The organism is Roseibium suaedae (genome assembly GCF_900142725.1).
GTDB lineage: Bacteria > Pseudomonadota > Alphaproteobacteria > Rhizobiales > Stappiaceae > Roseibium > Roseibium suaedae.
In genome coordinates this window covers 1416895-1439765 of the sequence record NZ_FRBW01000002.1, presented here as the reverse complement: position 1 = coordinate 1439765, position 22871 = coordinate 1416895, and the positions used below count along the sequence as shown (strand labels likewise).

The window sequence follows — 22871 nt, the reverse complement described above, 5'->3', positions numbered from 1 at the left end:
ATGATTGCTGCACTTTTCTCCAACTCTCCCGCCAGTGCCCTGCGCGGCAGTGGGTTGATGGGAGATATCAAGACAGCCGCGGATGAGACGCTGGCGGTCAAGGGAGACGTGCGCGACAAGGAACCCGCAGCTGCCCCGGCAGTTCGAAGTCTGCGTGCCGGGAACGCGCCGACACTCTCCGGCGAAGCCATTCTGGCACTGCAGGCCGATGACACCGGACAGCCGGCCACCTCCCGCCGCCGTGGCGATGGACAGGACACCACGGGTGCCGAGTCTTCAGAAACCAGTTCTTCTGGCGAAAGTGATGAGACCAGAACCGTCGGCACTGCCGGTTCGGGCGGTCAGGAAACGGCGCAAGCCACTGGCCAGGGCGAGGAAGAAGATTCAAGTGATCCGCAGGAGCTGTCCGAGGAAGAAGAGAAGCAGGTCGACAAGCTGCAGCAGCGGGACAGGGAAGTGCGTGCTCACGAGGCAGCCCATGCCCGGACTGGTGGTCCTCATGCGGGCGCCCCTTCCTACACCTTCCAGCAGGGTCCGGACGGCAAGCGCTATGCGATTGGCGGCGAAGTTTCTATCGACACATCCGCGGAGCAGAGCCCGGAAGCGACCATCCGGAAGATGCAGACGGTCATCCGGGCCGCCACCGCTCCCGCCGAGCCTTCCTCGCAAGATCTGAAGGTCGCCCAGCAGGCGCGGGCACAACTGGCGGAGGCGCAGGCAGAGGCACGGACGCAGCAGGCCGAAGAGCTGCAGGGGGATGATGAAGAGACAGGTCCGACCGGCGGTCCGGAAGCTGGAAATGAGCCAAAGGCCAACGCCGGAAACGCGACCGCTGAGAGTGAAGACGCGGACGGCGGTTCGTCCGGTCAGGGCCGGTCTTCCGATCTCTTTGCGGCCATCCAGAGCTATCAGTCTGGCGGACAACTCGGCGCATTCGGCAACCGGCAACCTGCTTCCGCCGGTCTTTATGCCTGAGCCCTTGATCAACACCGCACTTTGCTTGGGGTGAGCGTGTTTCCCATCCTGTCCCGGGCTTGAACTCTCTAGCTCAGCTACCTAGGTTGTGCTCTCTGTAATTTGCCTTCCGGCACCTCCTTTCAGGTTTATAAAATGTCCGTTCGCCGTGCACGGCTTGCCGTTGCTTATGTCTTTTTCATGCTCGGCTCGCTTGTGGGTGCCTGGGCGTCCCGTATCCCGGACATTAAAGTCATCCTCGAGGTTGATGAGAGCGGCTTCGGTCTGATCCTGCTCTGCATGGCCTTTGGCGCCTTCTCCTCCTTCCCGATCTCCGGCCCCTTGATCGACCGGTGGGGAGCGGCCACGGTGGCGAAGATTTCGTCGATCTGCATCCTGTTCATCTTCATCGGCCTGACCTTCGGCACCTCGGTCGCCGTGATGGTCCCGATTGCCTATCTCAACGGGTTCGCAATGGGGGCGTTGGACGTGTCGATGAACGGCTGGGGTGCGGAGGTCGAGCAGGAACTGGGCAGGCCGGTCATGTCGTCCTACCACGGGCTGTACAGTCTGGGGGCGGGCGCTGGGGCTGCGGGCGGTGCCTTGGCACTCTGGCTGGAATTTGCAGTTCCCTTGCATTTCTATGTCTGGACCGTTGTTGTGCTGCCGGTGCTGATCTGGGCGCTGATGACGCCCTGGCAGTCGAAGACGGCTGACGCTGCAGGCCAGAAAGCGCCCATGTTTGCAATTCCCAAAGGCGCGCTGCTCTTCGTCGGCTTGATGGCCCTGATTGCCGCGCTGGGCGAAGGGGCGGTCACAGACTGGGCGGCGATCTATCAGATCCAGGAGCTGGGTTTCGACAGTTCCACGGCAGCCATCGGTTTTTCCCTGTTCTCCGTTGCCATGGTCATCATGCGTCTTGCGGGTGATCAGATCATTGCCCGGTTCGGACCGGTCAAGGTTGCCAGGGCCAGCGGCATCGCAGCTGCGGTCGGCACCTCTTTGGTGGTGCTTGGCGGGTCGGTCTGGGTTGTCTGGGTTGGATGCGTGATCATGGGGTTCGGCAATGCAGTGATCTTCCCGCTGGCCATGTCCCGAGCGGCGGCGGATCCGAACCTTTCAAGAGGCCGGGCGCTGGCCTCCGTTGCGACGCTTGGCTATGGCGCGTTCCTGTTCGGGCCGCCGGTGCTGGGCTTCATTGGCCATGCGCTGTCCTTGCGCATGTCCTTCGCGCTGGTCGCGGTTCTTGCCATCCTGATCACCGTGATGGCTGGAAACCTGAAGGTCGAGAAACCTCAGGCGGCCTGATTTCGGCGTCTGGCTCAGGTGGCGGGCAATCCGCCACCTGCTGAGTTGGGTCAAAGGCTTTCGAGGAAACGCTTGGCAGCCTGGCCGTGCTCGTAGCGCAACTGGCCAACGTCCATGCCGGTCGGAACGGTGTCGACCACCTTCCAGTCTCCACCGATCATGACCCGGTCCGCTTCATGGGCGCCGCACAGCACGAGGGCGGCAAGCGGGTCTCCCGCACCTGAGAAGCGCAGCTCATCCAGAGTGTAGAAGGCCATGTCGGCCATCATTCCCGGACGGATTGCCCCGATGTCGGAGCGGCCGAGGCACCGGGCCGAGCCTTCTGTTGCCCAGCGGAACGCATCGAAATGGGTCACGCTGGCCGCATCATAGGTCAGGCGGTTGATCATCAGCGCGTGGCGCACGCCTTCGATCAGATTCGAGTTGTCATTGGAGGCGGAGCCGTCGACGCCAAGACCGACCGGACATCCTGCGGCTTCCAGTTCCTTGGTGCGGCACTGGCCGGAGGCAAGGACCATGTTGGACGTCGAGCAGTGGCAGACCCCGACGCAGGCATGGCCAAGGCGCTTGACCTCGTCGTCGTTGAAGTGGATGCCGTGAGCCAGCCACACGCGCTCATTCAGCCAGCCGCATTCTTCCAGATAGTCCACCGGACGGCAGTTGAACTTCTCGAGGCAGTAATTGTCCTCGTCGATGGTTTCGCCCAGATGCGTGTGCAGACGGCAATCGAATTTTTCCGCAAGGGCTACGCTTTCGCGCATCAGCCGCTTGGTCACGGTGAAGGGCGCGCAGGGCGCAAGCGCGACCTGCAGCATGGAGCCCTTGGATGTGTCATGGTAGCGGTTCAGCACGCGCTCGCAGTCTGCCAGGATCGTGTCTTCGTCCTGCACGACCGTGTCCGGCGGAAGGCCGCCATCCTTCTGGCTGAGGTTCATGGAACCTCGGGTGATGGTCATGCGCACGCCGACCCGGGCGGCTTCCTCGGCCTGAATATCCATGGCCGCTTCCAGCCCGCCGGGGAACAGGTAGTGGTGGTCGGAGGCTGCCGTGCAGCCGGACATCATCAGTTCGGTGAGGGCGAGCCGTGTTCCAAGCCTGAAGGTTTCCGGCGTCACGTTCCGCGCCCAGATCGGGTAGAGCGTCTGGAGCCAGGGAAACAGCTCCTTGTTGATCGCCTGCGGATGGGCCCGTGTCAGGGTCTGGAAGAAATGGTGGTGGGTGTTGATCAGCCCGGGAATGATCACATGCCGGGAAGCGTCATATGTCTGGTCGACGGGAAGCATCGGCTCCTTGCCGGAAGCAATCAGCTCGACGATGACACCGTCTTCGACAACGACGCCGCGCTCGGCGCCGTCTGCGAGAATGGCAATGGGATCCTTGATCCATAGACGCATTCAGTCTGGTCCTTGTTCCTGGACCTGCAGGCTTAGATAGCGGTGAGTTGCCTCCCGCCCGAGTTCCGCACAGGGGTCGTTAAATGAGTAAGGCGCAGGGGATCCGCACCAGCCTGTCCTCAAGCCGGGGGATAGTGTTGAACTCGAACGGTTTGGAAGGCAAGCCCCGGCCTATTCGGCTTTCGCGGCGATGACCTCGATTTCAACCACGAACTCTTCCCGGGTGAAGCCGGAAACGATCATCAGGGTCGAGGCGGGGGGAGGACTCTTGGTGAACTCGTCGCGGGTCTTCATGTAGCCGCCCATGTGCATGCGATCGGTCACGAAGGCGTTTATGCGCACGATATCGCCAAGATCCATGCCGGCGGATTCCAGAATGGCCTTGATGTTCTTGAAACAGAGCCGGGTCTGGGCCTCCACGCCTTTCGGAATGACTTCGTCTTCCGTGATGCCGAGCTGGCCAGACGTGTAGACGATGCGGTGTCCTGCAGGGATTTCCACGCCATGGCTGTAGCGGGCAAACGGGGCGCGGATCGTGTCTGGCTGCAAGGGTCTGGTCATCGTTTCTCTCTGCTTTCCTGAAAGGGCGGGACCTTGATGTTCTGAAGAAACTAGGAGGCGGATTGCCGGGGGGCAAGGCTGCCTATTGAATATGCGGCGGGCAGGGGCTTGTCTTTATGCCTGAAAAATAGGCATGCTGCAGCCGGGGTGACGTCGGCTGGTCGCCTCTGGGTGGCGGAAGTCCTTTTTGCAATTTGAGGCAGGGGCGGAAAGCGGGGACTCCGCAGCGTGGTCTCCGGTTTGGCATGGGGTTTGCAAAAATGATCGGGCGTGATTGCCTGATCCGCTCCCAGGGCCTGTGGAGGCACAGCGGCAGAGCACAGAGCCGGTTGGCACCTTGCCGGCCGGGTGAGAGCTATAGGAGAGGTTGGACAATATGCGCATCCTTCAGACGATCGGGTTCACTGCAGCAGCGCTTCTGGCGTCCACGAGCGCCTATGCGCTGGACGAGGTAAAGTTCGGAACCAACTGGCTCGCTCAGGCTGAGCATGGCGGCTACTATCAGGCCGTCGCAGATGGCACCTATGAGAAATACGGTCTGAAGGTCGAGATTGTTCAGGGCGGGCCGCAGGCGGCAAACCGCGCTCTGCTTCTGGCGGGCAAGATCGATTTCTACATGGCGGGCAACATGCTGCAGCCGCTGAACGCGCTTGCCGAGGACATTCCGGTTCTTGAAGTCGCGGCGATCTTCCAGAAAGACCCGCAGGTTCTCATCGCTCATCCGGATCAGGGCCTCGAAAAATTCGAAGATCTGGCCAAGCTTCCGACCATCTTCATGGGCAAGGACGGCTTTGCTTCCTACTTCCAGTGGATGAAGTCTGCTTACGAAGGCTTCCGCGACGAGCAGTACAAGCCCTACACCTTCAACCCGGGTCCGTTCCTGGCCGACAAGCAGTCCGCCCAGCAGGGTTACATCACGTCCGAGCCCTATGCGATCGAGACGGAAGGCGGTTTCAAGCCGAAGCTTTTCCTCCTGGCGGATGCTGGCTTCGAGACCTACTCCACCCTGATTGAAGGCCGGAAGGACTTCGTCGAGGCGAACAAGGATCTGACCCAGCGCTTCGTCGATGCGACGATTATTGGCTGGTACAACTATCTCTATGGCGACAATGCAGCCGCCAATGAGTTGATTAAGAAAGACAACCCGGAAATCACCGACGGGCAGATCGCCTTCTCCATCGAGACGATGAAATCCTTCGGGCTGGTCGAGTCCGGGGAAGCGCTCGAAAAGGGCATCGGCTGCATGACCGATGACCAGCAGAAGACGTTCTATGACGCCATGGTCAAGGCCGGGGTTGTCAAGGAAGGCATCGACGTCAAGACGATCTACACGACCGAGTTCGTCTGCAAGGGTGTCGGCATGGACCTCAAGAAGTAAGCTGTCTCAAACAGGATTTGGCGTGGGGCCTGGATTCGGGGCCCACGCTGGGTGCTGACCTCTGAAAAACAGCCAATCTTGAAGGACCTTCACGTGTCTCAGAGCAATCCTGTTCCGGCTTCTGCCGGGACCTTCTCCGCTGACTCCGGCAGCCGCCGTCCGCTCGTGCGCCTGTCCGGTGTGTCCAAGGTCTTCTCCAACGGCACCACTGCCCTGCAGAATATGACCATGGACATCCGTCAGGGTGAGTTCATCAGCCTGCTCGGCCCGTCCGGTTGCGGAAAATCCACGGTGCTGCGGATCATTGCAGGCCTTGGGGATCCGTCCTCGGGCACCATCGAATGGCCGACCTCCGGTCATGACGCCAGTGGCAAGGCATTGCCGGAAATCAGCTTCGTGTTCCAGGAACCGACCCTGATGCCTTGGGCCACCGTGTTCAAGAACGTCTGGCTGCCCCTGCGGCTCAAGGGTATCTCCAAGCAGGAGGCTCATGACCGGGTGATGGAAGCGCTGGAAATGGTGGGGCTGGCGAAATTCGCCGACGCCTACCCGCGTGAACTGTCCGGTGGCATGAAGATGCGCGTCTCCATTGCCAGAGCGCTGGTGACCCGGCCGAAGATTCTGCTCATGGACGAGCCTTTCGCCGCGCTCGATGAAATCACCCGCTTCAAGCTGAACAATGATCTCCTGCACCTGTGGGAGAAATTCGGCTGGACCGTGGTGTTCGTGACCCACTCGGTGTTCGAGTCCGTCTATCTTTCCAATCGCATCGTTGTCATGGCCGCGCGGCCTGGCCGGGTCGTCAATGACATGTTGGTCGACGCTCCCTATCCGCGCGAAGAGGATTTCCGCACGACCTCCGTCTACAACGACTATTGCAGGGACGCGTCCGCCGCATTGCATGCGGCCATGGACGCGAATGATCATTTATGAAGGCACTTGAGGAACAGGAGCAGGTCCCGGCACCTGCCATTCTGGATGAACCGCAACCGGTCTTTGCGCCGCGGGACACGAATTTCGAACGGATCCTGAAATTTGTCATTCCGGCCGCGATGCTTCTGCTGCTGGTGGCGCTTTGGGGCTGGTATGTGGAGGCCTACAAGGTTCCTCATTACATTCTGCCGAGCCCTAAACGTGTTGCCATGTCGCTGTATGATGACTGGGGCACCTTGTCCGCCGCCTTGCTGGTGACGTTGAAGATCACCTTCACGGCTCTTGGCATCGCCCTTGTCGGCGGCGTTGGTCTCGCGGTGTTGATGTCCCAGTCCCGCTGGATCGAGCTGGCGCTCTATCCCTATGCGGTCATCCTGCAGGTCACGCCGATCGTTGCGATCGCGCCCCTGATCCTCATCTATGCCCCGTCCACCCAGTCAGCCTTGCTCATCTGTGCCTGGATTGTGGCCTTCTTCCCGGTGCTGTCCAACACGACGCAGGGGCTGAAGTCGACGGACCACAATCTTCTCAATCTGTTCGAGCTTTACGGCGCATCGTCCTGGCAGACCCTTGTCTATCTGAAGCTGCCGAATGCCTTGCCCTATTTCCTCGCGGGCTTGCGGATTGCCGGTGGTCTGGCCCTGATCGCTGCTGTCGTGGCGGAATTTGCGGCAGGGTCGGCAGGGGCGGGTTCGGGCCTTGCCTACCGGCTGCTGGAGTCCCAGTTCCGGCTCAACATTCCCCGGCTGTTTGCGGCGCTGATCCTCTTGTCCTTCACGGGCGTTCTGATTTTCGCGGCCACCAGTCTTCTGTCCCATCTGCTCCTGCGGAAATGGCACGAGAGTGCCCTGAAGCGGGAGAATTGAGATGGCGCGATTTGAAGATCTTGTGTCCGGCGATCTCAGGATTCGCAACGGCACGGTGCCGGCCTGTCTGATCGGCGGCAAGGACGCAGTCTCCATCGGTTCCGAGGACCTTGTGCGGGTCGATCTGGATGTGGAGAAGGGCAAGGTGGTGCGGCTGGCGCCCAAGGGACAACTGGACCAGACGGGTCAGGGGCTGCTTGATCTGGATGGCGGCATGATCCTGCCGGCGCTGGTCGACATGCACACTCATCTGGACAAAGGGCATATCTGGCCGCGGAGGCCCAATCCCGACGGGACTTTCGCAAGCGCGCTCTCCTCCGTTGGAGCGGACCGTATTGCGTCCTGGACGGCGGAGGACGTGCGCACGCGCATGGAGTTCAGCCTGAAATGCGCCTATGTCCACGGAACCTCGGTGGTGCGGACCCACATCGACAGCCTGCCGCCCCAGGATGAAGTGTCCTGGCCGGTGTTCAAGGAAATCCGGGAGGCCTGGGCCGGCCGGATCACCCTGCAGGGCTCCTGTCTCTTCGGGATCGACCGTCTGATCACCGAGCCTGAATTCCTGGGATCGATTGCCGGCCGGGTGAAGGAGGCGGGCGGCATTCTGGGCGCCGTGACCTACATGATCCCGGATCTGGAGACGCATCTTGATGCGATCCTGATGGCAGCCATGGAGCGCGGGCTGGACGTGGATTTCCATGTCGACGAGACAAAGGATCCGGAAGCGCGGACCTTGCGGGCGATTGCGGAGGCCGTTCTGCGGACAGGTTATTCCGGCAAGGTTGTCTGCGGTCATTGCTGCTCCCTTGCCCGGCAGGACGAAGCCGAGGCTGACGAGACCATGGATCTGGTCGCGAAGGCCGGGCTTGGTATCGTGTCCCTTCCCATGTGTAACATGTATCTGCAAGACCGGGAGGCAGGGCGCACACCGCGCTGGCGCGGGGTTACCCTGCTTCATGAAATGCGCTCACGCGGCACGCCCGTCGCCGTTGCCTCCGACAACACACGCGACCCGTTCTATGCCTATGGTGATCTCGATCTGATCGAGGTCTACTCCCAGGCGACCCGCATTCTTCAGCTCGATCATCCGATCGGCGACTGGATCACCACGGTCACAACCTCTCCCGCCCGCATGCTCGGGGTGGAGGCCGGTGTGATCGAATGCGGCCTGCCTGCGGATCTGATCCTGTTCCGGACCCGGGACTGGAGTGAACTGATGTCCCGTCCCGGTGGCCCCCGTCATGTTCTGCGGGCTGGCCGGAGCGTGACGGAGACCCTTCCCGACTACCGGGAACTCGACACTTTGATGCAGCACAGCGGAGCACTTGCATGAGCAACCTCGACCAACTCAAGACCGAGCTTGCGGGCCTGCAGCTTGAAGACAATCCGCAGATCGTGAAACAGAAGAGCCGCGATTTCTTCTGGTATTCGCCGGTGCTGAAGCAGCAGCTCGATCACGTGACCGGCGATCTGGTCGTCACGCCGAAAAGCGAAGAGGAGATCATTCAGGTCCTCAAGGCCTGCTATGCCCTCGACATTCCGGTGACCACCCGTGGCGCAGGAACCGGCAATTATGGTCAGGCGATGCCCCTGTCCGGCGGTGTGATCCTGAACCTGGCTGAACTCAACAAGGTCAAATCGATCCGGCCGGGGGTTGTCGTGGTCGAGGCCGGGGCGATCATTTCCAAGATCGATGAGGAATGCCGCGCCCATTCCGGTCAGGAGCTGCGGCTGCATCCCTCGACCTACCGCACGGCCACCATTGGCGGGTTCATTGCCGGTGGTTCCGGTGGTGTCGGCTCCATCAACTGGGGCGGTCTTCGCGACCTGGGCAATGTCATCCGCTTGCGGGTCCTGACCATGGAAGCCGAGCCGCGCGTGCTGGAGCTGACTGGGGAAGATCTGCACAAGGTCATGCATGCCTATGGCACAAACGGCATCATCACCGAAGTCGAAATGCCGCTGACGGCTGCCTATGACTGGGTCGATGTGCTGGTCGGTTTCGACGAGTTCATGGACGGCGTGCAGTTCGCAGATCGCCTGGGCAATCAGGATGGGTTGCTGGTCAAGGAAATCGCGCCGATTGCAGCGCCCGTGCCCCATGACTATTTCCTGCGGCATAAGAAGTTCATCCGCAAGGACCAGTCCGTCGTTGTCTGCATGGTTGCGTCCTTTGCCATGGACGCCTTTGCGGCCTTTGTCCGGCGGAACAGCAAGGCTTCCATCCTCTACCGCTCGGATCTGGCCGATGAAGCGGATGTAAAGTCCCTGCCGCCGGCCTATGAACTGGCCTGGAACCACACCACCTTGCGCGGGCTGCGGGTCGAGCCGGGGATCACCTATCTTCAGGTGCTTTATCCCTTCCCGGACCAGATCGAGAAGGTTCGCACCATGGTGGAGCTGCTCGGCGACGAAGTGCCAGCGCATCTGGAATATGTGCGCTTTGACGGCAAGATCACCTGCTTTGGCCTGCCCATCGTCCGTTACACGACGGAGGAGCGGCTGAACGAGATCATCAAGCTGCATGAGGATAATGGCTGCCCGGTCTTCAATCCGCACCGCTATACGCTGGAAGAAGGCGGCATGAAGCAGACGGATGAGGTTCAGCTTGCCTTCAAGAAGGAAGCCGATCCGAAGGGGCTGCTCAATCCGGGCAAGATGATTGCCTGGGAAGACCCGTCCTACGATTACAAGTCGGACAAGCTGTTTCTTTTCCCCGGTCTGCAGCCTGCCTGAAAAGGGTTGAAGATCTGACTTTGATGCCGGCCGCCCTGCGACTGTCGCGGGCCGTCCCTTTGGCATGCCTGGAATTTGAAAAAGGAAGATTGGAGCAATCGATGCGGGTTCTTCTTCTTTACGCCCATCCGGTGGAGACAAGCTTTGCTTCTGCGCTGCATGCGGAGGTGATCCGCGGGCTGACGGCGGCCGGACATGAGGTCGATGATTGCGATCTTTATGCTGAAGGCTTTGACCCGCGCCTCACCCGCGAGGAGCGCCTGGCCTATCATGACCTTGAGACCAATCAGGCGGGGGTGGCATCCTACGTGGAGCGGCTGCAGGCGGCGGAAGCCCTCGTGATTGTGACGCCGGTCTGGAATTTCGGGCATCCGGCGATCCTGAAAGGCTTCTTCGACCGGGTGTTCCTGCCCGGCGTTTCCTTCAAGATGCGCGACGGCAAGGTCCGGCCCAGCCTGCACAACATCCGCAAGCTGGCCGTTGTCAGCACCTATGGCGGGACGCGGCTCAGGGCCTTCCTGGTTGGCGACCCGCCGCGCAAGATTGCGACCCGCGTTTTGCGGGCTGTCATCAGACCGGTGGCACCCGTTGCCTATCATGCGCTTTATGACATGAACCGGGTCACCGAAGACAACCGCAAGGCCTTCCTGAACAAGGTCGGCCAAAGCATGGAGGCATTCTGATGAAGGCGCTGGTGATCTATTGCCACCCCTGCGCGGAGAGCTTCAATGCGGCGATCCGCAACAAGGTGACCTCGACGCTGGAGAAGGCCGGACATGAGGTGCGGCTCAGGGATCTCTATGAAGAAGGATTCGAGCCGGCCATGGGGGCAGACGAGCGCCGCCGCTACCATGACGAAGGGGACAATGTGGTGCCGGTCGAAAGCTATGTCGCCGATATCTGCTGGTGCGACATGCTTGTCTTTGTCTATCCGACCTGGTGGTTCGGTCTCCCGGCCATGCTGAAGGGCTGGTTCGACCGGGTCTGGGTGCCTCATGTCACCTTCGGCATGCCGACGGAGGACAAGGGCATGCGCCCCCTCATGCAGCATATCCGCAAGATCGCGGTGGTCACCACCTGTGGGGCGTCCTGGGCAGTGTCGAAATGGGTGGGGGAGCCTGGCCGCAAGACCATCATGCGCGGCATGCGCGCCCTTTGCGCTCCCGGCTGCAAGACGCTTTATCTGGCCCACTACAAGATGGACACGTCGACGCCTGAAAGCCGGAGCCGCTATCTCAATTTGGTCGCCAGAAAACTATCCTGTTTCTAAAAAATCACTTTCCTGCTTGCAGTGTCATTCGTCGGTTAAATAACCTGACTACGGTTGCGCCGCAAAACCGGGCGGAACCGGCCGGTACCGCTGATTCTGAGTCAGGGAAAGACCATGGCATTCAATCACAAGAAGAGCGTGACATTCAGGCTCGTTCAGGCTGCAAAGGCGCAACGCGCACGTTCGGGCAACCACCTTGCCCGTATCGGGCTTCATCCCGGTCAGGAGCTGGTGCTGAAAGTCCTGTTTGAGACGGACGGGCTGACGATGAGCCAGCTTGCCACCACGCTTGGCGTTCAGCCGCCCACGGTGACCAAGATGATTACCCGTCTTTCCGCGCAGGGCTATGTCCGCCGTCAGGTGTCTGATGCGGATGGCCGTCTGGCACGGGTCTATCTGACCGACGAAGGCCGGGGGCTTGTGTCCAATGTCGACCGCGCCTGGAAGCGTCTTGAGCGCGAAGCCATGGCGGGCATCGACGAAAAGGACCGCAAAAAGCTGCGTAAGTTGCTGCGGACGGTCGAGAAGAACCTGAGCCTGACCTCTCCGGAAGATGAAACCGATGAGCTTGATGCTGACGGCGAGCAGGTCAAGGACGTGGAGAAGGTGGAAGACCTGCAGCTCGTCTGACAGGGTCGGTATCCGCATTCACAGCAGAAACGGATAACCGCCTTCCAGCTTCAAAAGCGCGATTTTGGTATCTAGGCCTCCGGATCCGGAATAGCCGCCCAGTCCCTGGGCGGAAAGGATCCGGTGGCACGGTATGATCACCGGGATCGGATTTGCGCCGCAGGCTTGTCCGACCGGCTGAGCTGCCGATCCGATCTGGCGGGCAATTTCGCCGTAAGTGCGCGTCTCGCCAAAGGGAATGTCCAGCATGGCCAGGAAAACGGCCTGATTGAGCTCGCCTCCCTTGGGCGCGAGCGGCAGGTCGAAGCTGGTGAGACGTCCCTCGAAATAGGCCTTCAGCTGTGCGATTGCTTCCTTGAGCAGGGCTGTTGGCGCCTCGGGTCCTGCATCCTGCTGCCGTGACCAGCTGAGCCGGGTTATTTGTCCATCGGTTTCCTGAAGGCACAAGGGGCCGACCATGGTCTGGATCAGGGCTTCGGGCATGATTGTCTCCAGGTTCCTTGTGAAATTCCTGCCAGGACGGCCTCTGATCGTACTGATCTGAAGTTTGGGGACTTTCGGAGTGCGCTGCAACGCGCTAGCCTCAAGATCCCGGATGGCGCAACCAGTGCCATTGCTTCCAGGTTATATTCTCCATGACGACAGGACCCAAGGGCGCTTGCGCCAGCAAGGGACATTCAGCCAGCGCGGATCGTGCGGCATGAGCAATTCATCCGATAATGCTCAAGCGCCCCTCGTTGCAATCGGCCTGACGCTGCTTGCCTATCTCTGTTTCTCCTGTCTGGATGCCACTGCCAAGTATCTGGTCGAAACCCTGCCGTCGCTGCAGGTGGTGTGGATGCGGTTTGTCAGTCATGTGGTGTTGGCGCTGATCGTGTTTCAGGTCTGGAAACGGCCGGGCATCTTCCGCACCGGGCGCCCGGTGCTGCAGATTGTCCGGGCCTTCTGCCTGCTCGGCAGCACGGTCGGCAACTTCCTCGCGATCCGGTATCTCCAGCTGGCCGAGACCATGTCCATCATGTTCGCCGCGCCGTTCCTGGTGACGGCCATCGCGGGTCCCATGCTGGGCGAATGGGCCGGTCCCCGGCGCTGGGCCGCAATTGTCGTTGGCTTCATCGGTGTTCTTATCGTGATGAAACCGGGTAGCGGGGAAATGCATTGGGCTGCCATCTATTCGGTTGCGGCCATGGTCTCCTATGCCTTTTACGCCCTGCTGACCCGGATGCTGTCCGGCAAGGATTCTGCCACCAGCATGCTGATGATCTCTGCAGTGGTGGCGATGCTTGCGATGGCTCCGGCCGGTCTGTCGGTCTGGACTGCACCTCCCAGCCTGTTTCATTGGCTGCTGCTCATGTGCACGGGTGTCTTCGGCGGATTGGGGCACTGGCTGTTCATCAAGGCGAGCGCACTTGCACCTGTCCCGGTTCTGGCGCCCTTCAGCTACGCCCAGATCGTCAGCATGGTGGGTCTTGGATATCTGGTTTTCGGCGATGTTCCGACCACGAGCACCGTTATCGGCGCATCGATTGTCGTCTGTTCCGGGCTCTATCTGCTCTATCGCGAGAGAGTGCGCAAATCCTGATGGTCAGGGGCAGGATTGCCCCTGGATCACTCTAGGTTGACGTTTGCTGGAAACCCTGTCCTAATTGCCCGGCTGCCGCAACGATAGGCTCCATGAAAGGGAGAACCTTGTGCGGTGAACGGACGGGAGGATAGCGGATGTCATTGACCCGACGTGACTTTCTCGCCAGAAGCGCCGGCATGGCGGGACTGGCCGTTGCAGGTGCTGCAGGCCTTCTGCCTCTGATCGGCTCTGAAGCTTCCGCCAATGCGGCGGCCGAGGCCTATTTCAAGGGCTATGCCGAGGACAGCGGCTTCCGCTACAGGCTCACGAATTTCGACAAGATCCAGCCGGTCTGGCAGCGCCAGATGGTGAAGTATTTCAGCCCTGAGCCTCCGGGAACCGTGGTGGTCGATACCCGCAATCACTTCCTTTATGTCGTCTTCGAAAACAACACGGCCCTGCGTTACGGCGTTGGTGTCGGGCGGGAAGGATTTCAGTGGTTCGGCCGCGCGCGCATCGACCGCAAGGCGCTGTGGCCCCGCTGGGTGCCGCCCCCGGAAATGATCCAGCGGCAGCCTGATCTTCCCAAGCTGGTGGAAGGGGGAGCGGCGAACAATCCGCTCGGCCCGCGTGCCCTGTATCTCTATCGCGATGGCTCGGATCTCGGTTACCGGCTGCATGGCACGCTGGAGCCCTGGAGCATCGGCAAGGACGTGTCGAGCGGCTGTATCCGCATGTTCCCGGAAGACGTCATTGATCTCTATCAGCGCTGCCCGAAGGGCACCAAGGTTCTGGTTCTTGAACATCTGGGTGCGAACGCGGGCTGACTTTTCATCCGGCATCCTGCCGGGCAGGATTTTTAAACGGCGACCATGAAGCTGGGGGGTGGATTGAAAGCAATTGCAAAGAGGCGCTTGGGTGCGCAGGCTCTCATCTTGCTGGGGGCTTTGTCTCTCGCCGGGTGCAACACGGCAGATCTCAGCACTCCGGACGTGACCAATGCGACCGCTGCGGGGTTTGCCAATATCAAGCCGGGATCCGAAGAGGATTTCATGCTGAATGTGGGGCGGCGGATCTTCTTCGAGTCTGGTTCCGCCAACATCACTGATGAGGCCCGGATCAGTATCGAGCGGCAGGCAGCCTTTCTGAAGAAGAACACGGGCTGGCTGGTGAAAATCCAGGGGCATGCGGATGATCCGGGGGGCGAGGCAGCCAACAAGGCCTTGTCCACGAAGCGGGCCCAAGCCGTTTATGACGCCTTCGCGGCCCAAGGCATCGACCGCAAGCGCATGTGGGTCAAGGGCTATGGCATCGAGCGTCCCGTCACGAATTGCGATGACATTACTTGCCAGTCGCAAAATCGTCGCGTGGTCGTTAACCTGCGAGAGGAATTCGACGAATCGGCACCGCGCCGGTAGAGCTTGGCTTTGCTGCAGGTGTGGCGCTGCCCGGCCCGGGCAGCGCATGCAGGCTTGAGACATAGGCATGACCAACGATACGGGTGCCGGTAAACCGGCGGACAGTTCCTCTGACGGCAAAGAGACGTCAAACTGGCCGGATGGCGAACCGGACTTTCCGAAACCTGGCAAACGCCTGACGCTGGGCCATATCGCGGATCAGCTCGGCATTTCCACCGCGACGGTTTCGCTGGCCCTGCGCGACAGTCCGCTGGTCGCTGACGAGACGCGTGAACGCGTCAAGAAGACCGCAGAAGAAGTCGGCTATATATATAACCGTTCCGCTGCCTCGCTGCGTACGGCGCGAAGCCAGATTGTTGGCGTTGCGGTTCACGACATTCTCAATCCCTATTTCGCCGAGATCTTTTCCTCGCTTGAGGATGTCCTGGAAGAGCAGGGGCAGATGATCTTCATCTGCAACCACCGGGACGACGTGAAACGTCAGCGGGCCTTCATCAACACCCTGCTCCAGCACCGCGCCGATGGTCTCATCCTGTGCCCATCGGTTGGCACGACGGCGGAAGAGATCAACCGTCTGGTCGGTCAGGGCATTCCTGTCACCCTGATGTGCCGCGAAGTCAGCGGTGTCTGGGCACCGTCCATTCACGGCGACGATCTGGCTGGCTCCTATGCGGTTACCAAACACCTTATTTCACAGGGACATAGCAAGATCGCAATGGTCGGTGGCCGCCGGGGAAGTTCGGCAGGCCGGGACCGGAATGCTGGCTGGCGCAAGGCCTTGATCGATGCGGGGCTTGATCCCGATGCTCAGCTCGATATTCCCGAGATGATGACCCAGGCCGACGGGCGCAAGGTGGTGCCGGATATTCTCCAGGCGCGGGAACGGCCGACGGCGGTCATGTGTTTCAATGATCTGGTGGCTCTCGGCATGATGCCGGTTTTCCGGCGTATGGATGTTGAGCCGGGTCCGGATATTGCCATCACTGGCTATGATGATGTCGACGGCGCCGCAAGCCGCACGCCCGCGCTGACGTCCGTTTGCAATCATCCGGACAAGATCGGCCGCCTCGCTGCTTTGACCCTGCTGCGGCAGATTGCCGGAGAACGGGTGCCGCACCGGCCCATTCTGATCGAGCCGGAGCTGCGCATCCGCGAGAGTTCACCGCCGCATGGGGTGAGGCTGGGGCCGCGTCTGGTCGAATGATGTACTGCCCGACTGACCGGTTGTGGTCAGTTGTGAGCCGTCTTTACTTCGCGCACAGGCGAATAGACCACGCATTGGTTGCGGCCATTGTGCTTGGCTTCGTAAAGGGCCGTATCTGCCCGTTTCATCAGGCTGCCGAAGTCGAGATCTGACAGGGAGGCGGACATGATGCCCATGCTGCAGGTCACATCCCACTCCATGCCTTCCATCCGGCAGGCTTCGGTCACCGCGCCCCGCAGACGGTCGCAGACACGCAAGGCATCGTCCGGCCCGGTGTCATTGAGGATGATGCAGAATTCCTCACCGCCGATCCGGCCGAGAACATCCACCGCCCTCAATTCCCGTATCAGGATGCTCGAAAAGCGCCGCAGCACTTCGTCACCGGTGGAATGGCCAAACGTGTCGTTGATCTGCTTGAAATGGTCGATGTCGAGAACGACCACGGAGAAGGGCTTGCCCGTGCGGCGGAATCTCGAGACTTCCGTTTCTGCCCGTTCCAGAAAGGCGCGTCTGTTCAGCGCCGCAGTCAGGTCGTCGATGCTGGCAATCCGTTCAAGCCGGATCTGGGCGTCAAGCAGCGCCTTGTGGTCGCGCTGGCGGGCGATTTCGGTGCCGATCCAGTCGGAGAATTGCCGGATGATTTCCTTGTCCGTCTGGGTGAATTCCTCAGGACGGGGCGTGTGGCTGGTGAAGCAGATCGTGCCGAAACGCACACCATCCACCAGGATCGGCGCACCGATATAGGCCTCCAGGCTGAAACGCTCGTAACAGGGGTGCCCGGAAATCTCGGATTCTGCGGCGTGGGCGATCGCCAGCGGACCTGTGGCACGCAGGGTATGGCTGCAATAGGTCTCGCCCAGAGGCAAGGTCAGGCCAGGCTCGATTTCGCCACTGGGACATTCGACCCATTTCACGCAGTAGCTCTCGCCCTCGATGTGGCTGATGACGCCAAGCGGAAGATTGTAATAGTCACATCCGATCTTGAGGATGTGGTTGACCTTCTCGTCGCTGCTCAGATCGCGTGTCGATGTCACCTGATAGAGTTCGGCGAGGGTCCGCTCCACGCGTTTCCGGCCAGAAATGTCCTTGGAGAAGACGATCACACCGATGATGTCACCGGAGGCGTCCCGCTTCGGTGTGAAATCGATCTCAAGATCACGGATGCTTCCATCAGACAGTTTGTGCGAGATTTCCCGGCGCAGGGTCGCGCCATTCAGGGCTTCCTTGCAGCACGTCTCGTCGAGGCTGCGATCCTGGTCGGGATAGCGGTCCCGCAGGCAGGTTCCGATCAATGCCGACGGCTGACAACCATGCCAGGCTGCCCCATGTTCATTGATGAAAAGACAGATCCCGTCCCGGTCGACTTCGACAATGCTGCAGGCCAGACTGTTGGTGACCAGCTTGATGTTCTCATAGACCGCCGCGAGTTTGTGCTGGCTTTCCTTCAGCTCTGTGATGTCCGTTCGAATGCCGGCCGTTCCGCCCGTGCGGGTCTTGCGTTCGGAAACACGTAGCCAGCGTCCGTCGCCAAGCCTTTGTTCGATGACTTCGCCCGAGGCCTTCCGATGCCAGCGCAGACGTTCCTCGAGCCAGTCTTCCTTGGTGCCGCTGCCGAGGTGATACTGGCCGTTGTCCAGTCCGAAACGGAGAATGTCTTCGAAGCTTGTCCCGCGGACCATTGCAGGCGCGGAATTCGGATAGGTCTTGCGGTAGTTCTCGTTGCAAGTCACCAGCTTGTCTTCATTGTCATAGAGAGCGAAGGCTTCAGAGATGGTCTCGATGGCGTCTTCCAGGGTCTGCAGCGAGTTTTCGACCATTGCCTCAAGCTTGCGCCGATAGGTGATGTCCCGTCCCATGAGCATGTAGCCGACATGCCTTGACGTTGCATCGAACAGCGGGGTGGTGATGGTTTCGACGTGGAAGATCCGGCCCTGCTTGTTCTTGAACTGCATCACGAATTTCTGCCCATCCCGGTTATGGGCGGCTTCTTCGTGGATCTTGCCAGCTGCGGCGAAGTCTTCGGGGTTTGCATAAAGCGGTTCCCCGGTCTTGCCGATCAACTCGGACAAGGAATAGCCGAACAACTGTTCCGCGGCGCGATTGACGAACAGAATCCGTCTGTCCGGGCGTAAGATGATCACGCATTCGAACATTGCCCCGAAAGTCTTTTCGAGATCCAGGTGAATTCCGCTAATGAGGTTGTCGGTCGACATGCACAGGTTCCGTAAGGACATTGATGGGAGTTTTACGGAAAATGCTAAAGAAAGATATACTGGCAAATGGTTGCTGCCCGAAACGTTAGCTTATCACGGCGTGCAATTCCAATAGATTAGCTCTCTATAGGTCCGAATTTTCTTTCTTATGATACTGTCAATTATAGCGATGCTTGAAATCGCCTTGTTTGCAATGGCTATGCTCCCCGTACAAAATTCGTGTAATTGAAACAGAGTGATTTTTCGCGCCAAAGTGTCAGATGGGAGATGATCTTTTCATGAGCAAGCCGGAGATTTTGATGCCGAAGGCCATGCGGGACGTGGTCCTACGCGGGTTGGAAGACCGGTTCACGGTGCATAAGCCCTATGAGTCCGCCGATCCGCAGGCTGCCATGAACGCGATTGCCGGCAGCGTCCGGGGGCTGGCTGTCAGCGGTCTGAAGGTGGACGGGGCCTTTCTCGACCAGTTTCCCAACCTGGAAATCGTCTCCAGTTTCGGTGTCGGCTACGACAATGTGGATGCGGCGGCCTGTGCCGCTCGCGGCATCATGGTTTCCAACACGCCGGATGTCCTGACTGATGAAGTGGCCGACACGGCGATTGGTCTGCTGATCATGACCGTGCGTGAACTGCCTGCTGCGGAGCGCTGGCTGCGCGAGGGAAAATGGGCGGGCCAGGGCGCCTATCCGCTGACCAGGGCGACCTTGAAGGGGCGGACGCTCGGCATTGTCGGGCTGGGCCGGATCGGCAAGGCCATTGCTGCACGGGCGGAGGCCTTCGGTCTCACGGTTCATTACCATGGCCGCAACAAGCAGCAGGATGTCGCCTATCCCTATCACGCCACCCTGAAAGGCATGGCGGAAGCGGTGGACACGCTCATGCTTGTGGCGCCCGGCGGGGAAGAAACCCGCCATCTGGTCAATGCCGGGATCCTGGCGGCGCTTGGGCCGCAGGGAGTGCTGATCAACATCGGCCGGGGAACGGTCGTGGACGAAGCCGCGCTGATTGACGCTCTTTCCAAGGGCATAATTCATGGCGCGGGTCTCGACGTCTTCGAGAATGAGCCGAATGTGCCGGCTGCCCTGATCGCTCTGCCGAACGCCGTTCTGCTGCCGCATGTGGGCTCCGCGTCCGTTGCGACGCGCGATGCCATGGGTCAGCTCGTGGCCGACAATCTGGTCAGCTGGTTTGAAACCGGCAAGGCCGTCACGCCCGTCGCCGAGACGGCAGGGATCACCCGCCGCTCGTAGGACTTGCCTTTGACGGACTTGCGGCCGGAGCTGGCTGCAAGTCCGGATTTGGAAAATAGCCAGGTCCGATGGTCAGGGGCTTGTCCGGCATGACCCTTGGTGCGATGCCAGTCTTCAGTGCCTTTTCGTGCCGCTCCAGCTCCGCACCGGTCACCGCATCCACCACCTTCAGCCGCGCCATGTAAGAGCGCTCGGGTTCTACCCCTGTCAGGGGCGGCGTCTCAAAAACATAGTTGCGATGGCCCGGAACATAATCCTGGTTCAGCTCCAGCATGCCGTCCGGCGTCTCCAGTTCGGCAACCAGATGCGTTCCGGCCGGAAGGTCCCGGCGCACACCGACCGTGATGCCGGAACGGATGTCAGCAATCCGGTAATTGTAGATGAAGCCGCCGCCGGTAATCTCCGCGTAGCTCGAGGCATTGAGAACGGACGTGTTGTAGGCAAGCACGACACCGATGATAACGAGGCAGTAAAGAGCAGCCGATCCGGCCGCAAACAGGACCCAGCGGGGAACAGAACCGGCCATGCCACTTTCCTCCTGATGCAGGGGTTCATCCTGTCAGGAGGTGCAGGCTCCGGCAAGTCTCTCGTCCTGCCGGAGCCCTTGCAAAGTGCGGTTCAGCCCTGCCTGCGGGTGCTCAGGAATTCGCCCATGCGCGTCAGTGCCCGCTGGATGTTTTCCGTCGAATTGGCATAGCTGAGGCGGATGTAGCCTTCGCCCAGAATGCCAAAGTCCGGACCGCCGATGGTCGCAACGCCGGTTTCCTCCAGCAGAGCCGAGGCGAGGGCCTTTGCCTTCCAGCCTGTGTCCTTGATGTTGGGGAATGCATAAAAGGCGCCGAGGGGCGTGCGGCAGGTAACACCGGGCAGGGCATTCAGACCATCGACAACGACTTTCCGACGCCGGTCGAACTCTGCCACCATGTCGCGGACAGCATCCTGCGGTCCGGTGAGGGCGGCAAGTCCAGCGTACTGGGCTGGCGCATTGACACAGGACCAGCAGTTGACGGCCAGCTTGCGGGCCTTGTCGATCAGGGCGTCCGGCCAGACGGAATAGCCCATGCGCCAGCCGGTCATGGCATAGGTCTTGGACCAGCCATCCAGCAGGATCAGCCGGTCGCGGATGGATTCGAACCCGAGCAGCGAGACGTGTTCCATGCCGTCATAGGTCATCTGGGCGTAGATTTCGTCCGACATGATCGCCACATCGGGGAAGGCCTCGAGGCCCTTCACCAGCTTCTCGATCTCTGCCTTCGGTGTCACGCCGCCGGTCGGGTTAGCCGGTGAGTTCAGGATCAGAAGACGGGTCTTGCTGGTGATCAGCGACAGGGTTTCGTCTGCGGAGAACGCAAATCCGTTCTCTTCGCGGATGGGAACAGGAACCGGTGTTGCCCCGGTGAATTCGATCATCGAGCGATAGATCGGGAAGCCGGGATCCGGGTAGAGGATTTCTGCGCCCGGTTCGCCGAACATCAGGATCGCCATGAACATCGTGACCTTGCCGCCCGGCACGATCAGCACATTGTCCGGATTGGGCGAATGGCCGGTGCGCTTGGCAAGATCCGCGCAGACCGCTTCGCGCAGGGGCAGAATGCCGGTGGCAGGCGTATAGCCGTGATGACCGTCCCGAAGCGCCTTGATAGCGGCTTCTACGATGTGCGGCGGCGTCTGGAAATCCGGCTGGCCGATGCCGAGATTGATGATGTCCCGGCCTTCCGCCGCAAGCTTCGTCGCGCGGGCAAGAACGGCAAAGGCGTTTTCCTCGCCGATCCGGTCAAAGCCGGCAATGGTCTGCAGTGCCATGTTTCCTCCAAAGGCTGACTGTCCCTCATCCGTACCCTTCGCAGAGCGGGTCTGAAAAGGTCTCTTGGCGGCAAAGGTGTTCGTGCGGGCTGGTTCAGCCTGGTCAGGCCGGATGCTTGCCGACAAATAATTGCGCTTTCAGACAAATACGTATTGGGCACTCCCCGGCACGGAAAAGACCGCCTATATTCGCGGGTGACTCGTGCCGGGCCCTGCCTGGCCAAACCAATTTTCTTCAAGGGACTGATCCATGTCTGACACCCAGACCTCCGCCACCAACCAGATCCCGGTTACCGTCCTGACGGGCTATCTTGGCTCGGGCAAGACCACGCTGCTGAACCGCATTCTGAGCGAGAACCACGGTCAGCGTTACGCGGTCATCGTCAACGAGTTCGGCGAAATCGGCATCGACAATGATCTCCTGGTCGAGTCCGACGAGGAAATCTTTGAAATGAACAACGGCTGCATCTGCTGCACCGTGCGTGGTGACCTGATCCGCACGGTTCAGAACCTGATGAAGCGCAAGGGCGCCTTTGACGCCATCATTGTTGAGACCACCGGCGTTGCCGATCCGGCTCCGGTTGCCCAGACCTTCTTCATGGATGACGACGTGCGCGCGGCCTCCAAGCTGGATGCGGTTGTTGCCGTGGTCGATGCGCGGCATGTGCTGCAGCGTCTGGAAGACACGGAAGAGGCTGAAGACCAGATCGCCTTTGCCGACGTCATCCTGCTCAACAAGACCGATCTTGTGACCAAGGAAGAGCTGGACACTGTTCAGGCTCGTATCCGTTCGATCAATCCTTATGCTATCCTGCACCGGACCGAACGCTGCGCCATCGATCTGAAGTCGGTTCTGGACCGCGGCGCCTTCGATCTCGACCGTATCCTGTCGCTTGATCCGCATTTCCTGCAGCATGGCCATCACGAGCACGAATGTGGCCCGGATTGCGATCATGATCACGATCACCACCATCATCATGGCCACGATCACGGTCATGGGCATGATCACGGGCACCATCATGATCACGACCATGGCCATGAATGCGGCCCGGACTGCGATCACGACCATCACCATCACGATGAAAACCCGCATTCGGTGAAGAGCATTTCCCTGAAGGCAGGCGATCTGGATCCGGAACTGTTCTTCCCCTGGATCAATCAGGTCACCCAGGTTCAGGGCCCGAACATCCTGCGCATGAAGGGCATCATCGCCCTCAAGGATGATCCGCAGCGCTATGTCATTCAGGGTGTCCACATGATCGTCGAAGGCGACCACCAGCGGGACTGGGGTGCAGATGAGCCGCGCGAAAGCCGCCTCGTGTTCATCGGCCGCGATCTGAACTGGGATGTGCTGCGTTCCAGCTTCAACGCTTGTGAAGTCCAGTAAGG

The 22871-nt window shown here is 60.3% G+C and carries 22 protein-coding genes; 16 read left to right on the top strand and 6 right to left on the bottom strand.

What is annotated here, in order from left to right:
* Both BUA94_RS13570 and BUA94_RS13565 read left to right on the top strand, forming a co-directional pair.
* Positions 1-975 carry a putative metalloprotease CJM1_0395 family protein gene (locus BUA94_RS13570; protein ID WP_073013684.1) on the top strand — a complete coding sequence of 325 codons (975 nt, stop codon included), beginning with the start codon at positions 1-3 and terminating at the stop codon, positions 973-975.
* A gap of 135 nt (positions 976-1110) precedes the next feature.
* Entirely contained in the window at positions 1111-2262 is a 1152-nt protein-coding gene (locus BUA94_RS13565) for an MFS transporter (protein ID WP_073013683.1), read from the top strand.
* A gap of 50 nt (positions 2263-2312) precedes the next feature.
* On the opposite strand, the gene BUA94_RS13560 is transcribed toward BUA94_RS13565, so the two are convergent.
* Together BUA94_RS13560 and BUA94_RS13555 are read right to left on the bottom strand one after the other, a co-directional pair.
* Entirely contained in the window at positions 2313-3656 is a 1344-nt protein-coding gene (locus tag BUA94_RS13560; protein WP_073013682.1) for an 8-oxoguanine deaminase, read from the bottom strand.
* 171 nt (positions 3657-3827) lie between these two features.
* Positions 3828-4217 (bottom strand): RidA family protein, encoded by a 390-nt coding sequence (locus BUA94_RS13555; RefSeq protein WP_073013681.1) that lies wholly within the window; start codon positions 4215-4217, stop codon positions 3828-3830.
* Between the two features lie 376 nt (positions 4218-4593).
* Here BUA94_RS13555 and BUA94_RS13550 point away from each other — a divergent pair, with 376 nt between their 5' ends.
* The 8 genes from BUA94_RS13550 to BUA94_RS13515 all read left to right on the top strand — a co-directional run bounded on the left by BUA94_RS13550 (position 4594) and on the right by BUA94_RS13515 (position 12030).
* Positions 4594-5595 (top strand): ABC transporter substrate-binding protein, encoded by a 1002-nt coding sequence (locus tag BUA94_RS13550; RefSeq protein WP_073013680.1) that lies wholly within the window; start codon positions 4594-4596, stop codon positions 5593-5595.
* A 93-nt stretch (positions 5596-5688) separates the two neighbouring features.
* Positions 5689-6528: an ABC transporter ATP-binding protein gene (locus BUA94_RS13545; RefSeq protein WP_073013903.1), complete on the top strand. Its 840-nt coding sequence runs from the start codon at positions 5689-5691 to the stop codon at positions 6526-6528.
* Positions 6525-7394, top strand: a complete 870-nt coding sequence (locus tag BUA94_RS13540; protein ID WP_084081993.1) for an ABC transporter permease — start codon at positions 6525-6527, stop codon at positions 7392-7394. The genes BUA94_RS13545 and BUA94_RS13540 overlap by 4 nt, the downstream gene beginning before the upstream one ends.
* Position 7395: 1 nt before the next feature.
* Positions 7396-8727: a cytosine deaminase gene (locus BUA94_RS13535; protein ID WP_073013679.1), complete on the top strand. Its 1332-nt coding sequence runs from the start codon at positions 7396-7398 to the stop codon at positions 8725-8727.
* Entirely contained in the window at positions 8724-10130 is a 1407-nt protein-coding gene (locus BUA94_RS13530; protein ID WP_073013678.1) for an FAD-binding oxidoreductase, read from the top strand. The genes BUA94_RS13535 and BUA94_RS13530 overlap by 4 nt, the downstream gene beginning before the upstream one ends.
* Before the next feature lie 101 nt (positions 10131-10231).
* Entirely contained in the window at positions 10232-10813 is a 582-nt protein-coding gene (locus tag BUA94_RS13525; protein WP_073013677.1) for an NAD(P)H-dependent oxidoreductase, read from the top strand.
* A complete protein-coding gene (locus BUA94_RS13520; RefSeq protein WP_073013676.1) occupies positions 10813-11400 on the top strand; it encodes an NAD(P)H-dependent oxidoreductase in 588 nt (195 codons plus the stop codon). The genes BUA94_RS13525 and BUA94_RS13520 overlap by 1 nt, the downstream gene beginning before the upstream one ends.
* Positions 11401-11514: 114 nt before the next feature.
* On the top strand, positions 11515-12030 hold the full coding sequence (locus tag BUA94_RS13515; RefSeq protein WP_073013675.1) for a MarR family winged helix-turn-helix transcriptional regulator: 516 nt from the start codon (positions 11515-11517) through the stop codon (positions 12028-12030).
* Positions 12031-12048: 18 nt separating this feature from the next.
* On the opposite strand, the gene BUA94_RS13510 is transcribed toward BUA94_RS13515, so the two are convergent.
* Positions 12049-12513, bottom strand: coding sequence for a methylated-DNA--[protein]-cysteine S-methyltransferase (locus BUA94_RS13510; protein ID WP_073013674.1), 465 nt, complete (start codon positions 12511-12513; stop codon positions 12049-12051).
* 217 nt (positions 12514-12730) lie between these two features.
* Between BUA94_RS13510 and BUA94_RS13505 the strand changes: the two genes are divergently transcribed.
* The 4 genes from BUA94_RS13505 (at position 12731) to BUA94_RS13490 (ending at position 16216) form a co-directional block, all read left to right on the top strand.
* A complete protein-coding gene (locus tag BUA94_RS13505) occupies positions 12731-13612 on the top strand; it encodes a DMT family transporter (protein WP_073013673.1) in 882 nt (293 codons plus the stop codon).
* A 137-nt stretch (positions 13613-13749) separates the two neighbouring features.
* Positions 13750-14421 (top strand): L,D-transpeptidase, encoded by a 672-nt coding sequence (locus BUA94_RS13500; RefSeq protein ID WP_073013672.1) that lies wholly within the window; start codon positions 13750-13752, stop codon positions 14419-14421.
* Positions 14422-14484: 63 nt separating this feature from the next.
* A complete protein-coding gene (locus tag BUA94_RS13495; RefSeq protein WP_235860561.1) occupies positions 14485-15012 on the top strand; it encodes an OmpA family protein in 528 nt (175 codons plus the stop codon).
* Positions 15013-15079: 67 nt separating this feature from the next.
* Positions 15080-16216 (top strand): LacI family DNA-binding transcriptional regulator, encoded by a 1137-nt coding sequence (locus tag BUA94_RS13490; protein WP_084081992.1) that lies wholly within the window; start codon positions 15080-15082, stop codon positions 16214-16216.
* 26 nt (positions 16217-16242) lie between these two features.
* Here BUA94_RS13490 and BUA94_RS13485 read toward each other — a convergent pair whose 3' ends face one another.
* Positions 16243-18429: a diguanylate cyclase gene (locus tag BUA94_RS13485; protein ID WP_073013670.1), complete on the bottom strand. Its 2187-nt coding sequence runs from the start codon at positions 18427-18429 to the stop codon at positions 16243-16245.
* Positions 18430-18707: 278 nt separating this feature from the next.
* On the opposite strand from BUA94_RS13485, the gene BUA94_RS13480 reads away from it, so the two are divergent.
* The gene (locus tag BUA94_RS13480) at positions 18708-19679 is read left to right on the top strand and encodes a 2-hydroxyacid dehydrogenase (RefSeq protein ID WP_073013900.1); all 972 of its coding nucleotides are present in this window, start codon (positions 18708-18710) and stop codon (positions 19677-19679) included.
* Here the strand turns inward: BUA94_RS13480 and BUA94_RS13475 are convergent.
* Complete coding sequence (locus BUA94_RS13475) at positions 19663-20205, bottom strand: hypothetical protein (protein ID WP_073013669.1); 543 nt, start codon at positions 20203-20205, stop codon at positions 19663-19665. The genes BUA94_RS13480 and BUA94_RS13475 overlap by 17 nt on opposite strands.
* A 92-nt stretch (positions 20206-20297) precedes the next feature.
* Complete coding sequence (locus BUA94_RS13470) at positions 20298-21482, bottom strand: pyridoxal phosphate-dependent aminotransferase (RefSeq protein WP_073013899.1); 1185 nt, start codon at positions 21480-21482, stop codon at positions 20298-20300.
* Positions 21483-21732: 250 nt separating this feature from the next.
* Here BUA94_RS13470 and BUA94_RS13465 point away from each other — a divergent pair, with 250 nt between their 5' ends.
* Positions 21733-22869 carry a CobW family GTP-binding protein gene (locus BUA94_RS13465; RefSeq protein WP_073013668.1) on the top strand — a complete coding sequence of 379 codons (1137 nt, stop codon included), beginning with the start codon at positions 21733-21735 and terminating at the stop codon, positions 22867-22869.
* Positions 22870-22871 lie beyond the last annotated feature (2 nt).

Bases quoted from the DNA above. Each gene is read 5' to 3' on its own strand.
- BUA94_RS13570 (WP_073013684.1), top strand. From the start codon at position 1: ATGATTGCTGCACTTTTCTCCAACTCTCCCGCCAGTGCCCTGCGCGGC.
- BUA94_RS13565 (WP_073013683.1), top strand. From the start codon at position 1,111: ATGTCCGTTCGCCGTGCACGGCTTGCCGTTGCTTATGTCTTTTTCATG.
- BUA94_RS13560 (WP_073013682.1), bottom strand. From the start codon at position 3,656: ATGCGTCTATGGATCAAGGATCCCATTGCCATTCTCGCAGACGGCGCC.
- BUA94_RS13555 (WP_073013681.1), bottom strand. From the start codon at position 4,217: ATGACCAGACCCTTGCAGCCAGACACGATCCGCGCCCCGTTTGCCCGC.
- BUA94_RS13550 (WP_073013680.1), top strand. From the start codon at position 4,594: ATGCGCATCCTTCAGACGATCGGGTTCACTGCAGCAGCGCTTCTGGCG.
- BUA94_RS13540 (WP_084081993.1), top strand. From the start codon at position 6,525: ATGAAGGCACTTGAGGAACAGGAGCAGGTCCCGGCACCTGCCATTCTG.
- BUA94_RS13535 (WP_073013679.1), top strand. From the start codon at position 7,396: ATGGCGCGATTTGAAGATCTTGTGTCCGGCGATCTCAGGATTCGCAAC.
- BUA94_RS13530 (WP_073013678.1), top strand. From the start codon at position 8,724: ATGAGCAACCTCGACCAACTCAAGACCGAGCTTGCGGGCCTGCAGCTT.
- BUA94_RS13525 (WP_073013677.1), top strand. From the start codon at position 10,232: ATGCGGGTTCTTCTTCTTTACGCCCATCCGGTGGAGACAAGCTTTGCT.
- BUA94_RS13520 (WP_073013676.1), top strand. From the start codon at position 10,813: ATGAAGGCGCTGGTGATCTATTGCCACCCCTGCGCGGAGAGCTTCAAT.
- BUA94_RS13515 (WP_073013675.1), top strand. From the start codon at position 11,515: ATGGCATTCAATCACAAGAAGAGCGTGACATTCAGGCTCGTTCAGGCT.
- BUA94_RS13510 (WP_073013674.1), bottom strand. From the start codon at position 12,513: ATGCCCGAAGCCCTGATCCAGACCATGGTCGGCCCCTTGTGCCTTCAG.
- BUA94_RS13505 (WP_073013673.1), top strand. From the start codon at position 12,731: ATGAGCAATTCATCCGATAATGCTCAAGCGCCCCTCGTTGCAATCGGC.
- BUA94_RS13500 (WP_073013672.1), top strand. From the start codon at position 13,750: ATGTCATTGACCCGACGTGACTTTCTCGCCAGAAGCGCCGGCATGGCG.
- BUA94_RS13490 (WP_084081992.1), top strand. From the start codon at position 15,080: ATGACCAACGATACGGGTGCCGGTAAACCGGCGGACAGTTCCTCTGAC.
- BUA94_RS13485 (WP_073013670.1), bottom strand. From the start codon at position 18,429: ATGTCGACCGACAACCTCATTAGCGGAATTCACCTGGATCTCGAAAAG.
- BUA94_RS13480 (WP_073013900.1), top strand. From the start codon at position 18,708: ATGAGCAAGCCGGAGATTTTGATGCCGAAGGCCATGCGGGACGTGGTC.
- BUA94_RS13475 (WP_073013669.1), bottom strand. From the start codon at position 20,205: ATGGCCGGTTCTGTTCCCCGCTGGGTCCTGTTTGCGGCCGGATCGGCT.
- BUA94_RS13470 (WP_073013899.1), bottom strand. From the start codon at position 21,482: ATGGCACTGCAGACCATTGCCGGCTTTGACCGGATCGGCGAGGAAAAC.
- BUA94_RS13465 (WP_073013668.1), top strand. From the start codon at position 21,733: ATGTCTGACACCCAGACCTCCGCCACCAACCAGATCCCGGTTACCGTC.